Below are 25260 nucleotides of genomic sequence, written 5' to 3' on the forward strand. Positions count from 1 at the left end.
GTGTGTGCCTACGATCGCGCCATGTACCTGAGGTTCCGATGACAGCCGCGCGCGTGCTGGTGGTGGAGGACGACGAGGACCTCCGCGTCGCGATCGCCGCCGAGCTTTCCGGCAGCGGCCTGCGCGTCCGCGAGGCGGGCGACCTCGCCGAAGCCGCCACGGCGCTGACCGCGGGCGGGTTCGACTGCGCGGTCTTCGACCGGATGCTGCCCGACGGCGATTCGATCGGTTTCGTGCACGAGCGTCGCCAGGCGGGCTGGGCGGTCCCGGTGCTGTTCCTGACCGCGCGCGACAGCCTCGCCGACCGGGTGGCCGGATTCGAGCACGGCGGGGACGACTACCTGGTCAAGCCGTTCGCCGTGGCCGAGATGAGCGCCCGCGTCCACGCGCTCCACCGCCGCGCCGGCGCCGGGCGGCCGTCCGTGCTGCGGCACGAGGACCTCGAAATGGACTGCGCCCGGCGGGAAGTCCACCGCGACGGCACGCTGCTCACGCTGAGCGACAAGGAGTTCGCGGTGCTGGAGTACCTGCTTTCGCGGCCGGACCAGGCCGTCGGCCGGGACGAGCTGATCGAGCACTGCTGGGACACGAGCACCGATCCGATGTCCAATGTGGTCGACGTCGTGATCCGGCGGCTGCGGCTCAAGCTGCGCGAGCCCGAGCTGATCGAGACCGTCCGCGGGCGCGGCTACCGGATGGCGGCCCGGTGAAGGGCTCCGCCGCCGGCCGTCTCCGCCGCCTGCGCTGGGTGCTGACCTGGCTGTTCACCGGGCTGAACGCGGCCGGGCTGGTCGTGTTCGCCTGGCTCGCCGTGAGCGCGGACCTGCAGCAGCGCGAAGTCCGGCTGGACGGCGAGCTCGGGCGCGTCACCGCGTCGGTCAAGCGGCTGATCATGGGTGAGGGCGACACCGTCACCACCACCTACGTCGGCCAGGACGAGCTGAACCGGCAGTGCCCGCAGTTCGTGATCCTGCCCAGCGGCGCGGGTGGTTTCCCGGCCTACGCGAGCGGGCAGACGTGCGTGCCGATCGACACCAGGCAGCTGCAGGCCTTCGCCGATCTGGCGGTGCGGAACGGGGCCGAGCTCAACGGCTACAGCAGTGGCACCGCGGGCGAGATGGTCCGCGTCGGCGTCGAGCCCTTCCGCAACCGGAACAACCAGGACGCGGGCGCGATCGTCGCGGTCGCCGACGCTCGCGACGCTCTCGGCGCCCACGATCGGATGAAACTTCTGGTCATCGGGGGATGTGTGCTGCTGGTCGGCGCCATCGGCGTGGCCGGGCACCTGCTGTCCGGGCGGGCCATCCGGCCCGCCACTGCTGCTTTGGAGCAGCAGGAGGTCCTGCTGGCCGAGACCGCGCACGACCTGCGGACGCCGGTCGCGGCGCTGCGCGCGTTGGCCGAGGCGGCGTTGCGCAACCCCGCCGAAAGCGACGAACTCCTGCCTCGGACCGTCCGGCTCGCCGCGCGGATGGGCGGCATCATCGACGGCCTGCTCGTGCGCGCGCGGCTGGCGGCCGGGGTCGAGTCGCTGGCCATCCAGCCGGTCTGGCTGGACCAGCTCGTCGCGGGCGTCGTGGCGGAGACCCCGGCCGGGAGCGCGCAGGTGACGCTGGTCGCGGCGCCGTCGAAGGTCGCCGCGGACCCGACGCTGGTCCAGCGCGCGGTGGCCAACCTGCTCGACAACGCGCTGCGCTACGGACGGCGTCCCGGCGCCGAGGCGATCGTGCACGTGACCGTCGCGGGCGGCCGGGTGACCGTCGCGGACAGCGGGCCGGGGATCGACGCGTCGGTCGCGGAGGAGACGTTCGACCGGTTCTCCAGCGGCGGCGGGTCGAGCGGGCTCGGGCTGTCGATCGTGCGGTGGGTCGCGCTCGCGCACGGCGGCAGGCTGCGCGTCTACAACGCCGAAGAAGGCGGCGCGATCTTCGAGCTGGAGCTGCCGGAAGCCGCCTGACCTGCGGATGTATCCGATCTGTACCGGCGTCTCCTATGATCGGCACGTGCCGGAGAGGGGATTCAAGCGGCGACTGCCGCTCACTGTGCTGGCCGCCACCTGCCTCGGGCTCGTGGTCGCCGTTGCCACCGGGGCCGTCAAACCGGTCCCCGGGCTGGAGCTGACGCAAGCCGGGCACTGGGTCGCGAACCCGGGTCTCGGCCTGGTCTTCTTCGTCAACGGCGCCAACCGGAGCGTGGACGCCCAGGCTGCCGTGCCCGGCCTCGAACCCGGCTCGGACGTGGTCCAGGGCGACACCAGCGCGTACGTGATCGGCCGGCAGCGGATCATCGAGCTCGGCAAGTCCGACCTCACCGTCGACCGCACGCTCGACCAGCCGGTGACCTCGGAACGGCCGGTCTCGCTCGAGACCGCGGGCGGGCCCTACCTCGTCTACCGCGAGGCCGGCCGGGTGGTCCGGCTCGGGGACGCGTTCACCTCGATCGACTCGGGCGGCTCCCTCGGCGATCCCGTGGCGACCTCGGACGGCACGGTGTGGCTGCAGCGCACCGGCGACGGGATGCTGTGCAAGCTGCCGAAGGGCGGCGAGACCCTCGGCTGCTCGGTGCAGGCCGCGCGCGGGCACACCGGCGCGCTGACCGTCGTCGGCGACACCCCGGTGTTCGTCGACACCACGGAGGACACCCTGCAGACCGTCGCGGACACCGGGCTCGGCAAACCCCTGGCGATCAACGCGTCGCTCAGCCCCGCCGCGCAGATCGCCCCCGCCGACGCGGACGGGCGGATCGCGGTGCTCGAACCGGACGCGCGCAAGCTGTACTTCGTCGACGCGAGCGGGCTGAGTGCCGGGCGCGCCGCCGGCCGTCCCCAGGCGGTCGACCTCGGTGACGGCAACTACGCGCGGCCGACCGCATCGGCGTCCTCGGTCGTTCTGCTCGACCTGACCAGCAACACCGTGCTCACCTACGCCCCCGACGGGACGAAGCGCCACACGATGCCGGTCCCGCCGGAGAACGGGTCGCCGAAGCTCTCGCGCGGCGAGGACAAGCGCGTCTACATCGAAGGCGCGCAGGGGGACCACGTCCTGGTGGTCGATCAGGAGGGCACGGTCGCGCCGGTCGCGGTGACCGCCGACAAGAAGCCGGTCTCGCAGGTACAAGCGCCGCCGCCCTCGACGTCCCAGCTGCCCCCGCAGCGCGGAACTTCCGGCGGCGACCGGCCGAAGCCGCCGCCCGCCGCTCCGCCCCCGACGTCGCAGAAGGCGCTTCCGGCGAGCCCGCCCGGCGTTCCCGGCGGTCTTCGCGCGACCCTGGCGGGCACGACGGCGAACGTCACCTGGGGCGCGGCGACGCCGAACGGCGCGGTCGTGACGGGCTATCGCGTGTCGTGGACGCCGTCGTCGGGCTCGGACGCCGGTTCGGCGGTGCTGGGCGGCGGCGTGCGTTCGACGTCCGTCCCGAGCCTGCGCGAAGGCGTGACGTACACGATCACGGTCGCGGCGGAGAACAGCGCGGGCCGTGGCGCCCCGGCCACGGCGAGGGTCACCCGGCCCGCCGCGCCGAAGCCGGCGATCACCATCAGCCGCGGCACGACCGGGACGTACGACTCGTCTTGTGAAGCGCCGGCGTGCGCGAAGATCCGAGTGGTCATGAAGGGCTTCAAGCCGGGCACCCGCGTTCTCGTGCGGCCGTGGTCGAGCGACCCGGACTACGACAACGAAGGGCGCACCATCGACATCCCCGCCAGCGGTGGCTACACCTTCGAGGCGTTCGACTTCGCTCAGGTCGGGAACCAGGTGTGGGTGCTCACCGACACCGGGGTGAAGTCCAACGTCATCACCTGGAAGTCCGGCTAGCGGACGCAGCGGGCGCCGCGGATGCCCTTGCTCTGGCTTTCGTAAAAGTGCACGCTGTCCGTTGCCTGGACGACGAAGCAGTACTGGCGGCCGGGTTCGACGTCGACGCGGTAGCTCGTGCCGCTTTCGACGAGGAAGGTCTTGCGTGGCAGGTCCGCGCCCGCGACGATGACCGCGTAGCGCAACGTGGATTCGCTGCCGCGCCAGGAAAGTTCGACAGAGGTGCCGCGGTCGACGGGATCGGCCAGGTCGACCCGTACGGGGTCGGCGGTCGGCGTGGTGATCGCCGGTTCGGTGCTCGCGGGTGGCACGCTCAGCTCGCTCGGACGGTTCTGCAGTACGAAGACCAGGGCCGCGGCGAGGACCGCCGCCCCGGCCGCGACGCCGGCGATCAGCCAGGTTTTCCCCTTGCGGCGGGATTTCGCGTGCTCCGGGCCGTACTCCAGGATCGGTGCGCCGAGGGGGCGCGGGGTGGCCGCGGTGCCGGGTGTCGCGCCGAGCCGGGTGGCGACCAGGTCGGCGTCGATCGGGCGCTCCATGGGGGCGCGCGCCAGCAGTGAGGCGACGAGCGGGCCGAGACCGGCCGGGAGGCCCGGCCGGCCGATCGGCGGCAGCGGCTCGCTGAGCACGCGCAGCGTCAGCTCGTCCGCGGTCTCGCCCGGCCGTTCCCGCGCCGGGGAATGGCCGGTGAGCGCGAAATACAGCAGCGCGCCGAGGCCGTAGAGGTCGGTGCGTTCGTCGCGGGTGCCGTCGGTGATCGTTTCCGGCGCGAGGAACCCGACCTCGGCATCCCCGGGGAACGCCTGGCGCAGCGCGAGCCCGAAGTCCGCCAGCACGGGCGCGCCGGACGCGCGGAAGAGCACGTTGCCGGGCGTCATCCCGCCGTGGACGACGCCCGCCTGGTGCGCCGCGGCGAGCGTCGTCGCGAGGGCTTCGCCCAGGGAAAGCACGTCCTGGACGGACAGCGGCCCGAACGTCCCCACGAGGTCGGCCAGCGACTGCGCGCAGAGCTCCATCCGGACGCCGAAGCGGCCGTCGGGAAGTTCCTTCGCTTCGGTGGGGACGAGGACCGTGCCGAGTTCGCTCAGCGTGCCGAGCGCGGAGAGTTCCTTGTCGAGCTCGGCGCGGGTGCGGCGGTCGGCCCGGCCGGGGTACACCTTCAACGCGAAGGCTTCGCCGGTGGCTTCGTCCATTCCGGCCAGCACGATGGCGGCCGGGCCCTCGCCCAGCGACACCAGCTCGTCGTCGTCCATCGGCCCCAGTCTGTCATCCACCCGGCGCCGGCGGCGAGCGTGTCCGGTTCCTGCCGATGTACCGCGGATGTATCCGCCCTGGACCCCGCGAGGGACCCTGGCTGCCGCGGCGCCGGTTCCGGGCCGCCCGTGACCAGGGAGACGAACATGAAACAGAATCTGCGGCGCGCGGCCGTCTACGGGGTGGCCGGGCTGGCGACCGCCGCGATCGGGGCGGTGACGGCGAACGGGCTGGCGGAGAGCGCGGTCGACAACGCGGCCGCGCCGGCTCCGGCCCCCGCGCCGGTGGCACCCGCAAAGGTGGCGCCGAAGCCGGTGGAAGTCCTGCCCAAGGCGCTCGTGGCGCCCGCGCCGCCGGTCGCACCGGTGCACCACGTCAAGCCCGCTGCGGCCCACAAGCCCGCTGCGGCCCACAAGGCCGCCGCTCCGGCCGCGTTGTCGAAGCCCCGCGTGAAGGTGCGGCAGGCGGTGCCGCAGAAGCGGTACGTGGTGCAGGCGGCGGCGCAGGCCCCGGCGGCGACTCCGTTGAAGGTCGCTGTCGCACCCTCGACACCGGCGTTGGACAACGCGGTCACGGCGGTCGGCAACGCCCGTCAGGCAGTCAAGGACGCCGGAAAGGCTTTGCACGACGCCAAGAAGAAGCTCACGCAGTCCGAAAAGGACTTGGAAAAGCTGCGCGACTCGATGAAGCCGACGTCGGGCAAGCGGCCCTGCCACGACGCCCCGGCTTCGCACCTGATCAAGAAGACGACGCACACGTCGCACACGTCGGGCACCACGGTCACGAAGACCGCGAGCTCGTCGGGCAACGGCGCGTCCTCGTGGTCCAGCGCGACGTCGACCAACGGCACGGCCTCGGCCCACGCCGGGTGACGCCATGACCGCCACGCTGGAGCCGACCCGGTTCATCGTGATCCCGCAGGAGGTCTGGGAGCACGAAGACGCGCCGCCCCCGCCCGCCGACGAGTTCGAGACCTTTCCGGAAGACGACGTGGAATTCGTGCCGTGCGAGCCGAAGCCGCTGAGCCTGGCGGCCTACACCGGCCTCGGCGGCGCTTCGGGCTCGCTGGTTTTCGGCATCGCGGCCGGCGTGCTGATGACGTCGCCGCTGGGCCTGGTGATCGGCGTGGCGGCGGGCGCTTTCGGCGGCCTGATGGGCCACTCGCTGGCCGAAGAACTCTACGAACGAACCCATTAGGTTCGGAAAGGAGACGACAGTGGACAAGGTAATCCGAGGATTGGTGGCGGCCGGTTTCGGCGTGGGGGCGGCCGCGGTGTTCGGTGTGCTGGGGGCGCAGTCCGCGGACGCGGCCCCGGCGCCGGCACCGCCGAGTTCGCCCGCGGACATCGCGAAGCAGGATGCCGCGGACAAACGGACCGCCCAACGCCCGAAGGTGAACTCGGCTGCGGAAAACACGAAGCAGGACGCGGAGGACAAGCGTACGGCGCAGGACGCCGGGAATCCGGAGCGGAAGGCGGCCCGTGCACAGGGCCGTAAGAACGAAGACCAGCAGAAGTCCGAGTCGAAAAAGGACCAGCCGAGGGCGAATTCGTCCGATGATGACCGGAAGCAGGACGCGGAGGACAAGCGTACGGCGCAGGATGCGGGGAATCCGGAGCGGAAGGCGGATCGTGCGAAGGGGCGCGAGAAGGCTGAGCGGCGGAAGTCCGAGTCGGATGAGGAGCAGCCGAGGGCGAATTCGTCCGATGATGACCGGAAGCAGGATGCCGAGGACAAGCGTACGGCGCAGGATGCCGGGAATCCCGAGCGGAAAGCGGATCGCGCGAAGGGCCGTGAGAAGGCCGAGCAGCTGAGGGCCGAGCGCAGGGTGAATTCGTCCGCTGACGATCTGAAGCAGGATGCGGAAGACAAGCGTACGGCGCAGGATGCCGGGAATCCGGAGCGGAAAGCGGACCGCGCGAAGGGCCGGGAAGCCGCGGACCTCGAAGCAGCTGAACGTGACGCGGAGTCGTCCGGATTCAGCTTTACGGATGGTCTCGCCACCACCGGCGCGACCGGTGACGGCGTCAACGAGGCGTCAAAAGAAGCGCTGAAAGAGGCTAGGAAGGAGGCTGTGAAGAAGGCCCGCGCAGCTCGCGACGCGGCGAACGCCTACGCCAAGGCGTCAAAGGCCGCGCGACAGCGCGGTGTCGTGTCGGCGGCAGAGCGTGCGCGGATCGCCGGTCTCAACGCGAAGGCGGTTGCCGCGGCTGACGAGGCGAAGGCCGCGATCTTCGACGGCACGAAGGTGCCGAAGGTGGTCGGAAAGTTCGCCGGCAAGATATCTCCGGTGGCTATCATCGCCAGCGAGGCGTACGAGATCGGGGAGAACGGCAAGCCCTGGGACGAAGCCGTCGCCGAAGGCGTCGGCGCGTTTGTCGGAGGCGCCCTCGGTGCGGCCGGCGGTGGGGCGCTGGGAACCGTGGCGGTGCCCGTCCCCGGCGTCGGGACCGCGGTCGGCGCCACAGCGGGCTCACTGGCCGGTGGCTACCTCGGCGGTGCCGCCGCTGATAGCGGCTACAAGTGGCTGAAGCAGAACATTCACACGCCGCCGGGCTATCACCGCTTGGAGAAGTAGGCCTCGGACCAGGGGTGGGTGGCGCACGTCCGCGCCACCCACCACGGCGGATGTACCGCGGATGGCCCGTTTCCGTACCTGGTCGCTTACGCTGAGCAGGTGGCAGGATGGGGCCGAACGGTCCAGTGGGGTCGACGCCGGAGGGGGCAAGGGTGAGCAAGTCCAGGGCCGGGGAGGCCTACGACCTGATCGCGGCGAACGTCCGGGGGGTGATCCGCGGCAAGCCCGAGGTCGTCCGGCTCGCCGTGGCCGCGCTCTTCGCCGAGGGACACCTGCTGATCGAGGACGTCCCCGGTCTCGGCAAGACCACGCTGGCCCGCTGCCTCGCCCGCAGCATCGGCGGGAAGTGGAGCCGGATCCAGTTCACCCCGGACCTCCTGCCCGGCGACATCACCGGCGTCACGGTCTACCACCAGAAGGACGAGAAGTTCGCGTTCCACCCCGGCGGTGTCTTCTCGAACATCGTGGTCGCCGACGAGATCAACCGCGGGACGCCGAAGACGCAGGCCGCGCTGCTCGAGGTGATGGCCGAGCGGCGTGTCACGGTCGACGCCGTCGGGCACGAGGTGCCCCAGCCGTTCCTCGTGGTCGCCACCCAGAACCCGATCGAGATGGAGGGCACCTACCGGCTGCCCGAGGCCCAGCTCGACCGGTTCCTGATGCGGATTTCGGTCGGCTACCCCGACCTGCAGTCCGAGGTCATGGTGATCATGGGGGACTGCGCCGGCGTCTCCGCCGACGACCTGTCCCCGGTGGTCGACATCCCGATGCTGCTCGACGCCATCGCCGAGGTGCGCGCGGGCCACCTCGACCAGGCCGTCTGCGAGTACGCCGCGCGGATCACCGCCGCCACCCGCGGCCATTCCGCTGTGCGGTTCGGCGCCAGCCCGCGCGGCAGCATCGCGCTCGTCCGCGCCGCGCAAGCGATCGCGGCCACCGAAAGCCGCCAGTTCGTCACGCCCGACGACATCAAGGACGTCGCTGTCCCGGTCCTCGCGCATCGGCTCGTGCTCACTCCGGAGGCCGAGATGAACCAACGCGGCGCGGCCGGCATCGTGGCCGAGGTGCTCGCGTCGGTCCCGGCACCGGCGATGAACCACGCGGGCCGCTGACCATGCGGCTGACCACCCGCGGCGTCGCCCTGCTCGTGGTGTCGGTGCTGCTGCTCGTGGCCGCCGAATGGCTGGGCTTCGTGCTGTTCCGCGTCCTCGGTGCGGTCGGGCTGGCCGCGGTGATCGCCGCCGTCGCCGTCACCGCGCGCGGCCTGCGTGTCGACGTCGAGCGCGAGGTGTACCCGGACCGCGTCGAGCGCGGCCGCCCGGCGCTCGCGAAGCTGCAGGTGCGCAACCCGGCCACCCGTCGCCAACGCGGGTTCGACGCCCTCGACAAGGCGGGCAGCACCGTCCGCACCGTGCGGGTCCGGCCCCTGGCTCCGGATGCCGAGGCGACCTACCGCTACGAGCTGCCGACCGGCACCCGCGGCCGGATGCCGGTCGGGCCGCTGGCGCTGCACCGCCTCGACCCGTTCGGACTGGCCCGCAACCGGCTGGTCGCCGGCGAAGTCGCCACGCTCTGGGTACACCCGCGCCGGCATCCCGCCCGCGCCCTGATCGGCGGCTATCCGCGCCACCACCACGACGGCGCCACGACGGACGACTCATTGCGCGGCTCCCTCGATCTCCGGGACGTCCGCGAGTACCAGCCCGGCGACGAAGTCCGGCACCTGCACTGGAAAGCCACCGCGCGGACCGGCCGGATGATGGTCCGCGACTACGCGGATCCGCAGCAGCCGCGGTTCACACTCCTGCTCGACACTCGCTCGGCGACCTTCCCGCCCGCGGTGTTCGAGGAGGCCGTCGACGTCGCCGCGTCGCTGCTGCACGCGTCCGCGATGGCCGGGCACCACACCCGGCTCGTCTGCTCCGGTGGCGCCGACCTCGCCACGAGCGGCGGCCCGCTCGCGTCGCGGCTCCTGCTGGACGAGCTGTGCCAGCTCGGCCAAGACAGCGGCCAGGCGCTCGTGCCGCGGGAGCTGACGGCCGCACGCGACCAGGGTGGCTGCCTGACGGTCGTGACCACCGGCGGGCTCGACGGACTCGCGGCCCTGCGGCCGCGCTACTCGTCCCTGTTCCTCGTCGATCTCCTGCCCGGCAAGCCCTTCGCGGTGCCGGGTGTGCGGGTGATCAGCGCCGCCGACGCCGCGCACGCCGTGCGCCGCTGGAACGAGGTCGTGGGATGAGCCGCCTCGCCGTGGTTCCCGTCCTGCTCGCCGCCGCTGTCGCCGGGCTGTTCTTCGTTCCGGTCTTCGGGGCGACGGCGTTGCTCGCCCCCCTCGGCGTCCCGCTGCTGCTGATCTTCGTCGTCGCGGAGATATGCGCGCGGTGGGAATCCGTGGCACTGTGGCGGCCGCCGCTGCTGCTCGTCGCCGGGCTCATCGGTGTGATCGAGACGGTCCTCTTCCCGACCACGGCGTCCGGAATTCCCACCGGGGAAACGTTTTCCGTGCTCGCCACCGGGGTGACCGACTCCTGGCGGCTCGCTCTGCAGTCGACCTGGCCCGCCCGCCCCGACGCCGCTTCGCTGTTGTTCGTCCCGTTGCTGGTGCTGCTGGCCGGAGTGATCGGAGTCGAACTGCTGCGGCTGCGCCGGCCGCTGGTCGCGTTGGTCCCGAGCTTCGCCGTCGTCGTGCTGAGCCAGTTTTTCGTCGGGCTGTCAGGGTTTCCGGCACTCTTCGGCGCGTTCGGATACGCGGCCGTGGCGGCCGGGCTGTGCGCGTTGCTGCCGCAGGCCGACGCCGAGGGCAACCGAGGGATGAGACCCATGTGGGCGCTGGCCGTCCCGGCGCTCGTCCTCGGCGTGGCGGGCGCGCTCGTCACCGGCCTCCTCCTGCCCACGCCCGTTCCCGGGTACTCGCTGAAGCAGGACCAGGTCGCGCCGCTCGGCGCCCGCGTCGCGAGCCCGCTCGACGACATGGCCCACCGCCTGGAACATCCGGACACCCCGCTGTTCTCCTTCCGGGGTGACGCCGACACCGACCGGTGGCCGCTGGTCGTGCTCGACGATTTCGACGGCGCCAACTGGACGCCCGGCAGCCGCTACCGTCGATTGGGCACCGAACTCACGCCCGGCCCCGCGGTGACAACGACGTCGCAGCGCCGGACGGCGACGATCACCATCAGCGGGCTCACCGGTCCCTGGCTGCCGACCCAGACCTGGCCCGCGGCGGTCGGCGAAGTCGCGCCGCTGGTCGAGGAGTCGCAGGGCACGCTCTGGCTGCCGCACGCCGGCAACGCGCCGACGACGTACACGCTGAGCTGGTGGTCGCCGCAGCTCAACCCGGCGGACCTGCTCGACGCGCGGCTCGACCCGGCCGCACCCGGTGGCCTGGCGGGCGTCGGTGACCTCCCACCGGAGGTCGGGAAGCTGGCGCAGGAGGCCGTCGGCGAGCTGCGCCCGAGCTTCCGGACGGCGCTCGCGCTGGAGCGGTTCCTGCGCGAGCGCTGTCGGCTGGCCACCGGCGCGGGGCTGCCGAGCGGGCACGGCTGGCCGCAGCTGAAGAAGTTCCTCTTCGAAACCAAGCTCGGCACGAGCGAGCAGTTCGCGAGCGCGTATGTCGCGATGGCGCGGTCGCTCGGCATCCCGGCCCGGCTGGTGGTCGGCTTCCGGACGCCGGACAGACCGGACGCGAGTGGCGCCTACACCGTGCACAACGGCGATGTCGTGGCGTGGCCGGAGGTCGCGGTCGCCGGTGCCGGCTGGGTCGCGCTGGATCCGGCCGGTGCCGCCCGGACCGGCGCGAGCAGCGGCAACACCGGTCTCGCCGCGGTGACGCAGCAGGCCCGCGCGCAGCTGCCGCCGGCGGAGCAGCTCCGGGACCGGCCGCTCCCCGGCGACGGCCCTGGTCCCGGTGACGGCGCCGGCGAGGGTGGATGGACGTTCCCGACAGCTCTCCTCTTGATCGGACTGGCAGCGCTGCTCGTGCTGTGGTTCGGCGGGATTCCACTGCTCAAGAGCTTGCGGGCGTGGCGGAGGCGGCGCCGGCCGGGCATCGAGGCGGTGATCGGCGCGTACCGTGAGGTCAAGGACCGGCTGCGCGAGCACCGCGTCCCGTGCACCGCTGGGATGACCGTCCGCGACTTGGCGGTGGCCGCGCACGGCGTCGGCGGCGAGCCGACAACGGATGGGCTTCGTCTGCTGAAGTCCACAATGGACGTCGCATTGTGGTCGGGCGTCGGAGTGGGTGTGCACTCCGGGCCGCAGGCTTGGGCCGCGGTACGCGAAGTCCGGCGCGGCCTGGCGCGGCGCGGAGTGCGTGCCCGGCTGCGTGCCGCGGTGGACCCGCGCACGCTGTTGACCCGGTTCTGAGCACCCGCGCTGAAGAAGCCGTGCGTTCGCATCCGGGGTGAGCGCCTGGTTTCGGCCACTGCTGTCGGTGAAAGGTCGAGCGCTCCCTGTGCCACGGTGCCGCCACCTTTCCGCACTGCCCATCCTCCCCGGGGGCGTCAAACTTCCGATCGACGGGGTGAGGGACCCGGTCCACCCGGGGACTGGTGGTCACCGAGCCGGCCGAGCTCGGCGGCGATCCGGTCCGCGATCGGCAGGTCGGTCGCCCGCGCCATGGACAACGCCGTGGTCCAGTGCGTCGCTGCCGACCGGTGGTCTCCGGCGGACAGGGACGTTCTGGCCAGGCCATCGTGCGCGAGCACGTCGGTGTAGCTGCTTCTGTCCCGCGTGGACAGTTGCAGCGCCTGGATGAAGCAGTGCCGGGCGTCCTCCACCGTGCCGGCCGCCGCGTGGATCCGGCCGAGGGCTGTCAGTGCCCGGTTCTCGACGTCTCTGTGCCCGATGTCGCGGGCGAGAGCCAGCGCGGTCCGGCCTTGCCGGAGCGCGTCGTCGATCCGGCCTTGCGCGCGGAACGTCTCGGCCAGGAACACGAGACTGCGCGCTTCGACTTCGGTGGCGCCGATCCGGTGGGCCAGCGAGCCTGCTTGTTCCAGGTACCACCGGCTGTCATCGGTGTCACCGCGCTCGGTCAGGGCGTAGCCGAGGTTGAGCAGGGCGGTGGCTTCGAGGTACGGGTTGTCCAGGTCGGTCAGCGCCAGTACCTCACGGCTGCAGTCGATCGCCGCGTCGTAGTCTTCGACACCGGTGTGGGCGACGCCGAGGTTGAGCAGCGGCGCCGCCCGGTCGCGCGGTGTTCCGCCGGTGAGCAGGCTCGTGGCGCGCAGCAGCGTCGGGATCGCCTCGCGGAAGTGTCCTTTGCGGATGTGCGCGATCCCGATGTTGGTGTGCACGCGTCCGGCGCCGAGCTCGTCGCCCAGTTCTTCCTCGAGCGCGAGCGCGATCCGCAACGTGTGCAGTGCCGCGTCCAACTGCCGGACGGCGATGAGCGCGAGGCCCTTGTTCCGGTGCAGCACCGCTTCGGTTCGGTGGTCGCCGTGGGCCTTGGCCATGTCCAGCCCGCGTTCGTAGACGTCGAGCGCCTCGGCGAGGTATCCGCGCCGGACCAGCAGCGGGCCGAAGGTGACTGCGACGTCGGACGCGATGTCCGGCACCGCGTGCTTGGTCGCCACTTGCAGAGTGGCCACGAGGTTGCGGTGTTCCGCGGCGACCACGCCTCGCGCTTCTTCGGCGGATTCGAGGAGCGGGTCGCCGGGTTCACCGGGTGTGGCACCCGACCGCCCGGGGTCGAGGACCCGTTCGGCCGCCCGGCCGAGTGCGAGGTAGTGCTCCAGCAGCCGCCGGATCGCCGCGTGGCGTTCGGCTGCCGTGCATTCCTCGAGGACCGTCGTGTGGGCGTACTGGCGGAGCAGGTCGTGGAAGTGGTAACGCGTCGCAGCGTGTTGCGCCAGCAGGTTCGCGTCGACGAGGTCCTCCAGCAAGCGGCCGGCCGCGATCACCGGCACACCGAGGATCGCCGCCGCTGCGTGCGCGTCGAAATCGCCGCCCGGCATGAGCCCGAGCAACCTGAACCCGGCGCGCTCGGCCGCGCCGAGGTGCTGGTAGGACACGGCGAACGCCGCGGCGACACTGCGGTCTCCGGCGGCGAGCTCGCCGAGCCGGTGGTCCTCGTCCCGCAGCAGTTCGGCGAGGAACCTGGGGGTCCACGTCGGTCGTGCGCGCAGTCGTGACGCCGCGATCCGGATCGCCAGCGGGAGCCGGTCGCAGAGGCTGATGATCTCCTGCACGACGTCCGCGTCCATCGCCGGGCGTCCCGGTTCGGCGATCCGGCGGAAGAGTTCGGCTGCTTCGTCGGCGCTCAGCAGGTCGAGGGAGAGCGACGTCGCACCTTCGAGCATCGCCAGCCGCCGCCGGCTCGTCACGATGACCTGGACGCCCGGGGTGCCCGGCAGCAGCGGCCGGATCTGGGCGGCGTCGGCGGCGTTGTCGAGCACGATGAGCATCCGACGGCTGGCCACCGAGGCCCGCCACAGGTCGGCGCGGCGGTCGAGGTCCTCCGGGATCCGCTCCGGCTGGACGCCGACGCCCCGTAGCAAGGCGTCCAAGGCCGTGGACGCCGGTGTCGGGGACTGGCCCGGTGTGTGACCGTGGAGGTCGAGGAAGAGCTGGCCGTCCGGATGCTGATCGGAAAGCAGGTGCCCGGCCCGGATCGCCAGCGTCGTCTTGCCGATGCCGGGCATCCCGTCGAGGGCTGTGATGACGACCGCGCTGCCGTCCGCTTCTCGGGTCAGGCCGATCAGCTGGTCGATCTCCTTGGTCCGGCCGGTGAAGTCGGCGACGACTCGTGGCAGGTACCGGCGCTCTCCGGGGATCTCGGTGACCTCGGATTCGGCGATCTCCTCGAGGATGTGTTCGTACTGCGCCTTCAGCTCCCGGCCGGGATCGACGCCCAGCTCGTCCGCCAGAAGGATCCTGGTCCGCGCGTACACCTGCAGCGCTTCGGCCGCTCGGCCGTCGTGGTGCAGGACGGCCATCTGCCTGGCGACCAGCGTTTCCCGGACGGGGTGCCGGGCCACGAGACCGGCCACCCGCGCGGCCAGGCCGCCAGTGGCGCCCAGGTGCAGGCGGAGCTGGATCAGCAGCTCATGGGCGGCGAGGAACTCTTCGTCGAGGATCGCCGCGGCGTCGGTGAAGGCTCGCCCGTCCAAGCCGGTCAGCGCGTTCCCGCGCCAGAGCCCGAGCGCCGAATCGAGCAGGGTTGCCGCTGACCGGGGATCGGCCGGCGCTAGCTTCCTGGCTTGGCCGACCAGCTGCTGGAAACGCAGGGAATCGACGTCGTTCTCCGCCACGACCAGCCGGTAGCTTCCGCCTTCGCTGGTGATGGCCGCGCGAGCATCGCCCAACGCGCCTCGCAATTTGGCGACGGTGTTGTAGACCTGGTCGCGCGCAGTCGAGGGTGGTGACTCATCCCAGAGCGCGTCGATCACCTGAGACGGGCGGAGGGAGTGGTTCGCATTGAGGGCGAGGAACGCCAGCAGCCGCTGCTGGCGCTTGCCGCCCGAGCTCAGCCTGCGGTCACCCGACCACACTTCGACCGGGCCGAGAATCCCCACCCGTAACACGCCCTGACGGGGCGGCTCAGCTTCCACGTCGATCATTATCGCCCGGCAGCGGCGCGGGCGGACAGCATTGTGGCCGGCCGGAAGTCCCGGCCGGCCACGATCAGGCCGGTTCGGCCGGGCTCAGCAGCCCGTCTTCGACCCGACGCACCCCGATGCCGGGCTCGCCGACGCGATCGGCGACGCCTGGGCCGGCGTCTGGGCGACTGACAGCACGGCCGCCAACGCGATGACCACCGCGACTGCTTTCTTCTTCATATGTCGATCCTCCCCTTGATGTAGGGGACAGCCTGCCCGAGGCGGCTATCCAAAACCTATCCGCGGAGATCGGCCAGCTGACCTGGGTAAACGGGCTCACGTCGTGGTCGGGCGGGAGTGGCGGCGCCGGCGAACCGAGGAGTACGGCCGGCGCGCTGTCCGCGTGAAATGGGAGACGGATAGCCGAGCTGCCTACGGTGCCTCATACGTCGGCAGACAGCACTGCGGGGCGTCCGGTCGGCGTTTCGTCCGCCCGAGAGGGGGAGGCGTGGCCGGTCAGGACGGCCGCGACGATGATCACCCGAAAGGGGCATCGCTGTGTTTCACCGGCTGGAATCATCGGGTGTGCCGTGACGGTGAACGGGGCGGTTCGGCGATTCTGCGTCCTGGCGACCGTGGTGGTTTCCCTCCAGGCGCCGGGGCCGGGCTCGTCGGTCGCGGTCGCGGCGAACGCCGTCGTCGCCTCGTCCGCGAAGGCCCCTGTGGTCCAGGAGGTACAGGTACTCAGGACGCGAACACGGATCCACTGCGTGCCGCTTGGCCGGTCGCCGGGTTGCCGCGTGCTCCGGGAGGCCGTCGGAGTGACTGTCGTCTTCTACGCCCGCTTCGCCGACGGGCGGCGTATGTGACTCGACGGCCCTGGCCCGAACCCCGGCAACCCCGAGCTATTCTGTGGCTGTATACACGGGAGGTAGATACGTCCGGTATAGTCGGTCCCGTTCCCGGGGATGCCGGGGTCGGGAGGGGCGGAGGATGTCGGTTTCGCACACGCTGCTCGGGTTGCTCGAGGGGGGCCCGCGGCATGGTTACGATCTGAAGCGAGCGTACGACGAGCAGTTCGGGCAGGACCGTCCGCTTGCGTACGGCCAGGTTTATTCGACGCTGTCACGACTGCTGCGCAACGGCATGGTCGAAGTGGCGGGTGTCGAAAGCGGCGAGGGACCGGAGCGGAAGCGCTACACGATCACCGACGCGGGGATCACCGACGTCGAAACGTGGTTGAGCACCCCGGAAAGCCCGCAGCCGTACCTGCAGAACACGCTCTACACGAAGGTCGTGCTCGCGCTGCTGTCCGGGCGCAGCGCCTCCGAGGTGCTCGATGTCCAGCGTGGCGAGCATCTGAACGTGATGCGTTCGCTCACCAAACGCAAGAACGGCGGCGACCTCGCAGATCAGCTGATCTGCGACCACGCGCTCTTCCACCTCGAGGCGGACCTGCGGTGGCTGGAGCTCACCGCGGCGCGCCTGGGCGATCTCGAGAAGGCGGTGCGCTGATGACCGGCCAGGAAATGCCGTTGCTCGTCGGCGAGGGACTGCACAAGTCGTTCGGTCCGACGCGGGCGCTCGACGGTGCGGCGCTGTCCGTTCGGGCTGGAGAGGTGCTCGCGATCATGGGCTCGTCCGGATCGGGCAAATCGACGTTGCTGCACTGCCTCGCCGGCATCCTCCGGCCGGACGCGGGCACCATCGGCTACGGCGGCGCCGATCTGGCCGGGATGGACGACAAGGCGCGGAGTGCGTTGCGGCGCACCGAGTTCGGCTTCGTGTTCCAGTTCGGCCAGCTCGTGCCCGAGCTGTCCTGCCTGGAGAACGTCGCGCTTCCGTTGCGGCTGACCGGGACCAGGCGGAAGCCGGCCGAGGCCAAGGCGACCGAATGGCTCGCCCGGCTGGAGGTCGACGATCTGGCGAAACGCCGGCCCGGCGACGTGTCCGGCGGGCAGGCGCAGCGGGTCGCGGTGGCGCGGGCGCTGGTCACGGGGCCGAAGGTGGTCTTCGCGGACGAGCCGACCGGCGCGCTCGACACGCTCAACGGCGAGAAGGTCATGCAGATGCTCACCGAGGCCGCGCGGGAAGCGCGGGCGGCGGTGGTGCTGGTGACCCATGAGCCGCGGGTCGCGGCGTATTCGGACCGGGAGGTCGTGGTGGTCGACGGGCGCACGATCGATCGCAGGCTCGCCGCATGATCCGGGATCTGGCGCTGGGACTCCGGCTGGCCGTCGGGGGCGGCCGGATGTCCGGCGCGGCGTTGCTGCGCCTCGCGATGACAGCGTTCGGGATCGCGCTCGCGGTCGCGGTGCTGCTGCCCGCGGCGGCGGTGCACCACCTGGTCGGCGCGCAGTCGGAGCGGGCGGCGGCGATCAAGCCGGTCATCCAGCCGCGCGCGGGTGTCGCCCCGCTGCTGACCTACAGCTGGTACCCGTCGGTCGGTGACGACCTCGTCCGCGTCACCGCGGTCGCGGCGACCGGGCCGAACTCGCCGGTGCCGCCGGGTGTCGACCGGCTGCCCGCACCGGGCGAGCTGGTCGTGTCGCCTGAGCTGACCGCGCGGCTGGCTTCGCCCGACGGCGGTTCGATCAAGGCCTATTTGCCAGGGCAAGTCGTTGGCCAGCTGTCGAGGGAGGGCGTTGCCGACGCCGCCGACCTGACCGCCTACTACGGGGTGCCTGCCGAGCAGATCCGGGCGGAGGGCGACGACGGCAAGGAGGTGTACGCCTTCGGCGGGCCCTACACCGGGATCGGCCTGTCGACGGCGATGCTGGTGATCATCCTGCCGATCGCGGCGGTGCTGCTGCTGCCGTTGCTGATCTTCGTGACCACCGCGTCGCGGATGGGCGCGGCGCAGCGGGAACGCCGGCTCGCCGCGCTCCGGTTGATCGGCCTCGATTCGCGACAGGTCAAGCGGGTGGCGGCGGCGGAGTCTCTGGTCGGAGCGGTGATCGGTCTCGTGGCCGGCGTCGGGTTCTTCGCCGTGCTGCGTACTTTCGTCGCGGACATCCTGCCGTTCGGCCTGCGGATCTTCCCGGAGGACTTCGTCCCGTCCTGGCCGCTGGTCGTGGTGATCGTGCTGCTGGTGCCCGGGCTCGCGGTCGGCTCGGCGCTGTTCGGGCTGCGGCGCACGCTCGTCGAACCGCTCGGTGTGGTCCGGCAGGGCAAACCGGTGCGGCGGCGGATGTGGTGGCGCTGGGCGATCACCGCGATCGGCGTGCTGTTCCTGGCGGCAACCCTGGCCGTCGGCCGGGGGGACGGCGACACCGCCGCCGGGCTGGCGCTCGCGGTGGGCAGCGTGTTCTTGCTGGTGGGGGTCGCGGCGCTGCTCCCGTGGCTGGTCGAGTGGCTCGCGGAGCGGCTGAACGGTGGTTCGCCGTCGTGGCAGCTGGCGATCCGGCGGCTGCAGCTGGACAGCGGCACGGCCAGCCGCGTGGTGTCCGGCCTGGTCGTCGTGCTGGCCGGCGCGATCATGGCCCAGGGGGTGATGACGTCGCTCAGCGACGGCGTCCGGCAGCTGAAGCTGCCCGACGGCGTGGCCGCGGCTCCGGTGGAGGTGCGGACGAATGCCGCGCACGAGGCCGAGGTCACCCGGCTGGTGGCGTCGGTGGCCGGGGTGACCGCGACGCATCCGGCCAAGAGCATCACGGTGCAGACCGGGCAGGAGCAGACCTACGGCATGGTCGGCGATTGCGTGGCGCTCAAGGTGCAGGCGAACATCGGTGACTGCGCCGACGGCGATGCCTTCTACGTCGCGCCGCCGGGAGGCAGTGTGGCCCCGACCGGCACGGTGCGCCTGCAGAGCAGTTCCGGCACCGGTGCCGTGAACGGTCCGGAGTGGACGGTCCTGGCCACGCTCAAGGTGGTGCAGCCGGCGGACGAGGAGACGGTGATGGGCGGGATGGGCAGCATGCTGATCACGCCGGGCGCGCTGGGCGGGCTCACGCTTCCGAACACGTCGACGGTGGTCTACGTTTCGGGCGACGGCGATCCACAGGCGCTGACCGATGAGGTCGCGCATGCGGTCCAGCCGCTCGCGTGGAACGCCACGGTCAGCAAGGGAGCAGACCTCGGCGATTTCGTCGCCCGCGACGACCAGCGCGTGGAGAGCTTCCGCTCGGTGCTGATCACCGCGTCGCTGTTCGTGCTCGCGGTGGCCGCGATGAGCCTGCTGATGCTGTCGATCGAGCAGATCAGCGAACGGCGGCGACCACTCGCGGCGCTGTCCGCGGCCGGCGTGCCGATCGGGGTGCTGGCTCGCGGAGCACTGTGGCAGACCGGGATCCCGGTGGTGGTCGGCGTGGTGCTGGCGATCGTGTCGGGGCTGGGGCTGACGGCCCCGATGCTGCGGCTGGCGGGCCGGCCGATGATCATCGACGTTCCGGTGCTGCTCGCACTGGCGGGCGCCACGGTGGCGGCGGTCCTGCTGGTGACCGGGCTGACGATGCCGTTGCTGCGGCAGGTGACGAGATTGGACACGCTGCGCTCGGAATAGAGCCTTCGGCGGCTAGTGGAGCGACATTGGACGCCCGGGCGAGTACCAGACTGTCGTCCCCTGCTGCCGGTGTCCGCAGGATTAGCTCCTCACCCCCGGTCTGCTGCTCGGCCCCACTTCGTCCGCTGCGTTGATCACCAGCGAGTGCGGTGCGAGCGCTTCCTGCATCCGCATCCGCAATGAGAGGTCGAGCCGTCGAGTGCGCGTAGCGTCCGCTCCGTTTTCGCGACGTGGCGAGCACTCCGGTGGCGATCGCGATCTGGCGGATGGAGGGCAGCCGCTGACTGGGCCGCAGATCGCCGGACCGGATCCCGGCTTCGATTTTCCCGGCGATGCGCAGGCAGAGCGGCTCCTACCGGTCGGCCGACGGCATGCAACCCTCTTGATCTCCTTGTCGGCGCCAGCCGCTGGTCGCAGGCACCGTGAACCGGTGACGGGGCGCACCGGAGCCGCGATGCGACCTTGCTTGCGGCAGCGAGCTCAGCGGCAGCCACCGGCACGGCTCACCTCTTGCCAAAAACGTCTCGATGAGGGAGACAGAGGAAGGGGGCCGTGCTCTTACGTTTCCTCTCCGACGAACCGGCGGGTTTGAGCGGACCGGCCGAACTCTCACGCTCGAGCCGGTCGTTCGGTCGAGGGCCTCGGTGCTCGGCCCTGCTCCCGTTCGCGTGCCAGGGTGGGTGTGTGGGACCTGCCGGGCGCCGCTGTCGACGTGCGCCGCAACTTGGCCTTGGACCGGGCTGGTGCACCGCGACGGCCACTCGGAATTCGTCGACGGGAAGCTGCATGCCCAGGGCATCGGGGAGATCGGCGGCAGAGCCGAGCAGCGAATCGGGGCCCCAGGTCGAAGAGATCAGCACGAGCGTTTCGGTGTCCGACACTCCCAGGGCACGCCGGTACGCGGTTCGCCGGATCCGGGAAGCGGTCAGCTGGTCGAACGCTAGATCGCCGACGACCTTGGCGTGACGCACCGCCGGAGGACAGTCCCGCGCGAGCCGTTGCCGCTGCTCCTCGTGCGAGAGGGCGAGCACGGTCGCGATCATCCGGTCGCCGTGCAGCAACCATTCTGGTGACAGCCCGGTTTCCGATTTCCGGTTTCCAAGAATTTATTGTATCCCATTCCGTGGGGGATGATCACCGTGGGCAGGTCAGTTCGTGCAGGGTCGGCCAGTGGCTGGCGGAGACGGCCAACTCGAACTCCTGCGCGACAGCGTCGGGCCAAGGTATCTGCCGCACGCCCCGGGCACGGAGGAAGTCTTCGGTCCTGGCCGGGAACGCGGAAGATCCGGGGTCGGTGAAGACGACCTCGACCCGGAGGTCTTCGGAGACCAGGTGGACGACGTCGAAGAGGCGGGTCGCGGCGGGTGACGTTGTGGGCCACCGCCAGCACCCGCCGGATCGGCGCGAAGGTCTCCCACCTGGTCGCAGCCGATCATGGTAGTTCGCCTGCCCCGAGCGGCGGATAGGGGAGCAAGCGGCTGGCGTGCGCGGTCCACCAGCAGGTGGCGCCGGGGACGAACCGGGCCAGGCAATCGCAATGTCTGTGCTGAAAGCTCGATCGTCTTCCGGTTTCGGCGGTGCCGGGAACCCGGAGACGGGAGCGGGGGCACCGGAATCCGGTGCCCCCGCCCGTGTTCGTCCCGCGGTCGCCTCAGACGGTGTGCGGGGTGTGCGCGACGGTGTTCCAGCCCGTGGCGATGACGTCGGCGTCGCCGCCGTTGCCTGCCCAGCCGGAGTTCCCGCCGGTGGTGGTGCTGTCGTTCCAGGCGTCACCGGTCGAACCGGTGGCGCCGGTGTCACCCGAGTTGCCCGAGGTCACCGCGGTGGCCGACTTCGTGCCGTTCTCGTGGTTCCAGCCACCGTGGTGGCGGCCCTGCTGCTCGTGCCCGCGGGTCGAGGTGACGGCGGTGTTGCCGCCGGTCGAGCCCGAGTTGCCCGAGGTGCCGGACGTGCCGCTCACGGCGTTGTTGTGGCTGGTGGCGTTCCCGGCGTCGCCGGAGCTGCCACCGTTGCCGCCCTTGGCGGTGCCGGTCACGACACCCAGGACGCCGGTGCGGCCGCCCTGCTCGTGCCGCTTCCAGCTGTGCCCACCGTTGTTCATCGCGGAGTTCTGGCCGGTGCTGACCACGGTGGCGTCGCCGCCGTTGCCCGCCCAGCCGGAGTTCCCGCCGGTGGTGGTGCTGGTGTTCCACGCGTCGCCGGTCGAACCGGTGGCGCCGGTGTCACCCGAGTTGCCCGAGGTCACCGTGGTGGCCGACTTCGTGCCCTCGTGCTTCCAGCCGGAGTGGTGGTTCCAGCCGCAGTCGTGGTGGCCGCGGCCATTGCGCTCGCCGCCGATGGTCCACACGATCGCGCTGTTGCCGCCGGTGGAGCCGGAGTTGCCCGAGTTGCCGGAGTTCCCGGTCACCGCGTTGTTGTGGCTGGTGGCGTTCCCGGCGTCGCCGGAGTTGCCGCCGTTGCCGCCCTTGGCGGTGCCGGTCACGATACCCAGGACGCCGGTGCGGCCGCCCTGCTCGTGCCGCTTCCAGCTGTGCCCACCGTTGTTCGTGGCGGAGTTCTCCCCGGACGCGACCGTGGTGGCTTCGCCGCCGTTGCCCGCGTTGCCGGAGTTCCCGCCGGTGGTGGTGCTGTGGTTCCACGCGTCGCCGGTCGAGCCGGTGGCACCGGTGTTCCCGGAGTCACCCGAGGTCACCGTGGTGTCGCAGCGCGCCAGCAGGCACAGGCCGTAGGCGCTGTTGCCACCCGTGGAGCCGGAGTTCCCGGAGTTGCCCGAGTTCCCCGACACCGCCGAGTTGGAGCTGGTGGCGTTTCCGGCGTCGCCGGAGTTGCCACCGTTGCCGCCCTTGGCGGTCCCGGTCACCGAGCCGAGGACCCCGGTCAGGCCGCCGCGGGCGCCCCGCGAGTCCGCGGTGTTCTTGCCCGACGCTGCCGTGGTCGCGGAGCCGCCGTTGCCGGCGTTCCCGGAGTGGCCGCCGGTGGTGGTGCTGGTGTTCGAGGCGTTCCCGGTCGAGCCGGTCGCGCCCGTGTTCCCGGAGTTGCCCGAGGACACCGAGGTGTTGCACTTGGCCAGCACGCAAACGCCGTAGGCGCTGTTGTGTCCGGTGGAACCGGAGTTGCCCGAGTCGCCGGAGTTCCCGCTGACAGCGTTGTTGCTGCTGCTCGCGTTCCCGCCGGAGCCCGAGTCGCCGCCGTTGCCGCCGGTGGCGGTGCCGGAGACGACCGAGTGCAGCGTGTTTCCGAGCCCGCCCAGCGGGCCCGAGTTCCCGGTGTCCGCACTGGCCACCGCTGATCCCAGCAGGACGAACCCACCGGAGATGAACGCGGCGGTCAGGCCGCGTCGCACGTACTTGTGCATGACTTCCCTTTCCTTGCTCTCTGTCCACTGTGGATTTTGAGGATGGAAAGGGTGCGTCAGCTCGGATGATCGTTGCCGTAGTACTCCAGCCAGTGCAACGACCACGCGCCCGCGGGCGGCGCCCGCCACGTGCGATCCGTGCCCGGTAGGCCCGAACCGAACGCGGTCACGGCGAACTCACTGCCGTGCTGCGCCCCGGATCCGGCCGACATCGCACCGCTCACGCCGGAGACGTCGGCGGGCAGCCCGCCGCCACCGGATCCCGACAGCGGACCGGCAACGCCGATCCGCGAACCGGAAGGGCCACCGGCCGACCGGCCGGCAGCGTGCACGACACGCGGACGCTGCGGATCGGTCGAGGTGACCGGCACCGGAGTGCTGCTCCCGGCAGGCGCGGTCACGCTCGGCGAAGACGCGATGTCTTCACGCGGCGCGGGCTTCGCCGGCCGTTCGCTCTGCTGGAGCCCGGAGACCGCCGAGACCGTGTGCTCGGCCCCGGCCGCCCGCACCACCGGTGCGGTCAGCGGCGCCGTGGCGCGCAGCACCGGCGAGGTCACCGGCGACACCGCATGCAGCACGGGCTCGGTGACCGGACGCAGGGCCGACAGGGCCGGCTCCGCCGCGCGCAGCACCGGACGCGTGACCGGCGCGAGAACGGGCTCGAGCCCGTTCGTCACCGGCTTCGCGACCCGCGCCACCTGCGACGTCACCGCGTGCACGGGCTCGGTGACCGGCATGAGCACCGGTTCGACCGGCTTGAGCACGCCGTGAGCAGTGCTCCCGACGTGCTCGAGCAATCCGGGCCGATCCGGGGGCGAACCCTCGGACGCGTCCGCGGACTCCGACACGGCCAAGGCCAGCAGGGTGAACCCGAACAACGCACCGGCCACGACCAGCACCCGAAGGAGCAGCGGGTGCCGGGCCAGTGTGTCGTCCGTCAGGGAAGTATCCATCTATCTCACCCCCCTTCGAGTGTGGACTTCACCGTCAGTCGTCATTCGGGCCGTCAGGCATCACCGGATTGGGGGTAAATCGAAGTTTTTTCTTTCACTCCAATAAGGTTTGCTACCACTGAGTAGCGGGTAAACTCGCTGATTTTCTTGCCGAGAAGAGCGGAAATCACTCCCGCGGTCACTGCGGTCACCCAGCTGGACACTCTTGGTCGGCGGCTCCTGTCAGCCACCCGCCACCCCGGTGGGGAATCAACCCATCCGCCGCGCGGACAGCCTCGAACGTGAACTGTCCACGAAGGATCCATCCCCCAGCGCCGGGAACCGGTGGTGGGTGACGCCCGCCGCCTTCGCGCGCGGGCGGGGAGGAGTTCGTCCGTGTTTGGCAAGCGCTATGCCGCTTCGATGATCAATCGGAGCGCGGAGAACGACCAGGACCGGCGCCGGTTCCTCAAGGCCGCCGGCATGACCGGCCTCGGCGTCGTCGGCGCCGGAGCGCTCGGCGGCCTCGCCACCGGGACCGCGTCCGCCGCGACCGCCCGGCCCACCGCCGCGGCGGCTGCCGCGTCGGCTGAGGTCAGTGACGGTGCGGTCCTCAACTTCGCGCTCAACCTGGAGTACCTCGAAGCCGAGTTCTACCTGCACGCCGTGACCGGCAAGGGCCTGGCGGACTCGATGACGACCGGCACGGGCACCCGTGGCGGTGTCACCGGCGGCCGGGCGGTGCGTTTCAAGACGAAGGCCGCGAAGCAGTACGCCCAGGAGATCGCGGGCGACGAGAAGGCCCACGTGCAGTTCCTGCGTTCCGCGCTGGGCTCGGCCGCGGTCAGCCGGCCGGCGATCGACCTGCAGTCCAGCTTCACCGCCGCCGCGCAGGCCGCCGGTCTGGTGAAGCCGGGGCGCAGCTTCGACGCGTTCGCGTGCGAGGAGAACTTCCTGCTCGCGGCGTTCCTGTTCGAGGACGTCGGCGTGACGGCGTACAAGGGCGCCGCCCCGCTGATCAGCAACAAGACCTACCTGGAAGCCGCCGCCGGCATCCTCGCGGTGGAGGCGTACCACGCCGGCAACATCCGGAGCGCCCTCTACCAGCACACCGACGGCATCCTCGGCCTCGGCCTGCTCGGGCGTGACCTGCGGGAGGCCAGCGTCAAGCTGTCCAACGCCCGCGACAGCCTCGACGGCCCCACCGACGACGACCAGGGCGTCATCGACAGCCATGGCCAGGCGAACATCGTGCCCACCGACGCGAACGGCATCGCCTACAGCCGCTCA

19 protein-coding genes are annotated in these 25260 nt (G+C 71.3%); 13 read left to right on the top strand and 6 right to left on the bottom strand.

What is annotated here, in order from left to right; translation table 11 throughout:
- The first annotated feature begins 38 nt into the window (after positions 1-38).
- The 3 genes from M8542_RS43180 to M8542_RS43190 are packed head-to-tail and all read left to right on the top strand — an operon-like array spanning position 39 to position 3812.
- Positions 39-710: a response regulator transcription factor gene (locus M8542_RS43180; protein ID WP_257926190.1), complete on the top strand. Its 672-nt coding sequence runs from the start codon at positions 39-41 to the stop codon at positions 708-710.
- On the top strand, positions 707-1957 hold the full coding sequence (locus tag M8542_RS43185) for a sensor histidine kinase (protein ID WP_257926191.1): 1251 nt from the start codon (positions 707-709) through the stop codon (positions 1955-1957). The genes M8542_RS43180 and M8542_RS43185 overlap by 4 nt, the downstream gene beginning before the upstream one ends.
- 46 nt (positions 1958-2003) lie before the next feature.
- Entirely contained in the window at positions 2004-3812 is a 1809-nt protein-coding gene (locus M8542_RS43190; RefSeq protein ID WP_257926192.1) for a fibronectin type III domain-containing protein, read from the top strand.
- On the opposite strand, the gene M8542_RS43195 is transcribed toward M8542_RS43190, so the two are convergent.
- Entirely contained in the window at positions 3809-5065 is a 1257-nt protein-coding gene (locus M8542_RS43195; protein ID WP_257926193.1) for a serine/threonine protein kinase, read from the bottom strand. The two genes, M8542_RS43190 and M8542_RS43195, sit on opposite strands and share 4 nt — an antisense overlap.
- Before the next feature lie 147 nt (positions 5066-5212).
- Between M8542_RS43195 and M8542_RS43200 the strand changes: the two genes are divergently transcribed.
- The 6 genes from M8542_RS43200 to M8542_RS43225 all read left to right on the top strand — a co-directional run bounded on the left by M8542_RS43200 (position 5213) and on the right by M8542_RS43225 (position 12009).
- Complete coding sequence (locus tag M8542_RS43200; RefSeq protein WP_257926194.1) at positions 5213-5938, top strand: hypothetical protein; 726 nt, start codon at positions 5213-5215, stop codon at positions 5936-5938.
- 4 nt (positions 5939-5942) lie between these two features.
- Complete coding sequence (locus M8542_RS43205; protein ID WP_257926195.1) at positions 5943-6263, top strand: hypothetical protein; 321 nt, start codon at positions 5943-5945, stop codon at positions 6261-6263.
- A gap of 19 nt (positions 6264-6282) precedes the next feature.
- Entirely contained in the window at positions 6283-7644 is a 1362-nt protein-coding gene (locus tag M8542_RS43210) for a hypothetical protein (protein ID WP_257926196.1), read from the top strand.
- A 152-nt stretch (positions 7645-7796) separates the two neighbouring features.
- A complete protein-coding gene (locus tag M8542_RS43215; protein ID WP_257926197.1) occupies positions 7797-8756 on the top strand; it encodes an AAA family ATPase in 960 nt (319 codons plus the stop codon).
- Positions 8757-8758: 2 nt separating this feature from the next.
- Positions 8759-9883, top strand: a complete 1125-nt coding sequence (locus M8542_RS43220) for a DUF58 domain-containing protein (protein WP_257926198.1) — start codon at positions 8759-8761, stop codon at positions 9881-9883.
- Complete coding sequence (locus tag M8542_RS43225) at positions 9880-12009, top strand: transglutaminase TgpA family protein (RefSeq protein WP_257926199.1); 2130 nt, start codon at positions 9880-9882, stop codon at positions 12007-12009. Before M8542_RS43220 ends, M8542_RS43225 begins: the two co-directional genes overlap by 4 nt.
- A 137-nt stretch (positions 12010-12146) precedes the next feature.
- On the opposite strand, the gene M8542_RS43230 is transcribed toward M8542_RS43225, so the two are convergent.
- Together M8542_RS43230 and M8542_RS43235 are read right to left on the bottom strand one after the other, a co-directional pair.
- Positions 12147-15158: an AfsR/SARP family transcriptional regulator gene (locus tag M8542_RS43230; RefSeq protein ID WP_257926200.1), complete on the bottom strand. Its 3012-nt coding sequence runs from the start codon at positions 15156-15158 to the stop codon at positions 12147-12149.
- Between the two features lie 129 nt (positions 15159-15287).
- Positions 15288-15422, bottom strand: coding sequence for a hypothetical protein (locus tag M8542_RS43235; RefSeq protein ID WP_257926201.1), 135 nt, complete (start codon positions 15420-15422; stop codon positions 15288-15290).
- A 753-nt stretch (positions 15423-16175) separates the two neighbouring features.
- Here M8542_RS43235 and M8542_RS43240 point away from each other — a divergent pair.
- Genes M8542_RS43240 through M8542_RS43250 form a run of 3 tightly spaced genes read left to right on the top strand, consistent with a single transcriptional unit; the run spans position 16176 to position 19683 of the window.
- A complete protein-coding gene (locus M8542_RS43240) occupies positions 16176-16697 on the top strand; it encodes a PadR family transcriptional regulator (protein WP_257926202.1) in 522 nt (173 codons plus the stop codon).
- Positions 16697-17386 (top strand): ABC transporter ATP-binding protein, encoded by a 690-nt coding sequence (locus tag M8542_RS43245; RefSeq protein ID WP_257926203.1) that lies wholly within the window; start codon positions 16697-16699, stop codon positions 17384-17386. The genes M8542_RS43240 and M8542_RS43245 overlap by 1 nt, the downstream gene beginning before the upstream one ends.
- Positions 17383-19683, top strand: a complete 2301-nt coding sequence (locus M8542_RS43250; protein ID WP_257926204.1) for an FtsX-like permease family protein — start codon at positions 17383-17385, stop codon at positions 19681-19683. Before M8542_RS43245 ends, M8542_RS43250 begins: the two co-directional genes overlap by 4 nt.
- 1651 nt (positions 19684-21334) lie before the next feature.
- Here the strand turns inward: M8542_RS43250 and M8542_RS43255 are convergent.
- From M8542_RS43255 to M8542_RS43265, 3 genes are read right to left on the bottom strand one after another with little or no spacing between them, the layout of a single operon-like run.
- Positions 21335-23038 (bottom strand): hypothetical protein, encoded by a 1704-nt coding sequence (locus tag M8542_RS43255; protein WP_257926205.1) that lies wholly within the window; start codon positions 23036-23038, stop codon positions 21335-21337.
- A gap of 56 nt (positions 23039-23094) precedes the next feature.
- Positions 23095-23991 carry a hypothetical protein gene (locus tag M8542_RS43260; RefSeq protein ID WP_257926206.1) on the bottom strand — a complete coding sequence of 299 codons (897 nt, stop codon included), beginning with the start codon at positions 23989-23991 and terminating at the stop codon, positions 23095-23097.
- A gap of 53 nt (positions 23992-24044) precedes the next feature.
- The gene (locus M8542_RS43265; protein ID WP_257926207.1) at positions 24045-24182 is read right to left on the bottom strand and encodes a hypothetical protein; all 138 of its coding nucleotides are present in this window, start codon (positions 24180-24182) and stop codon (positions 24045-24047) included.
- Positions 24183-24366: 184 nt separating this feature from the next.
- Between M8542_RS43265 and M8542_RS43270 the strand changes: the two genes are divergently transcribed.
- Positions 24367-25260 (top strand): ferritin-like domain-containing protein (locus tag M8542_RS43270; RefSeq protein ID WP_257926208.1); only part of this gene is annotated, 894 nt, incomplete at its 3' end.

Source organism: Amycolatopsis iheyensis (assembly GCF_024703995.1).
Lineage (GTDB): Bacteria > Actinomycetota > Actinomycetes > Mycobacteriales > Pseudonocardiaceae > Amycolatopsis > Amycolatopsis iheyensis.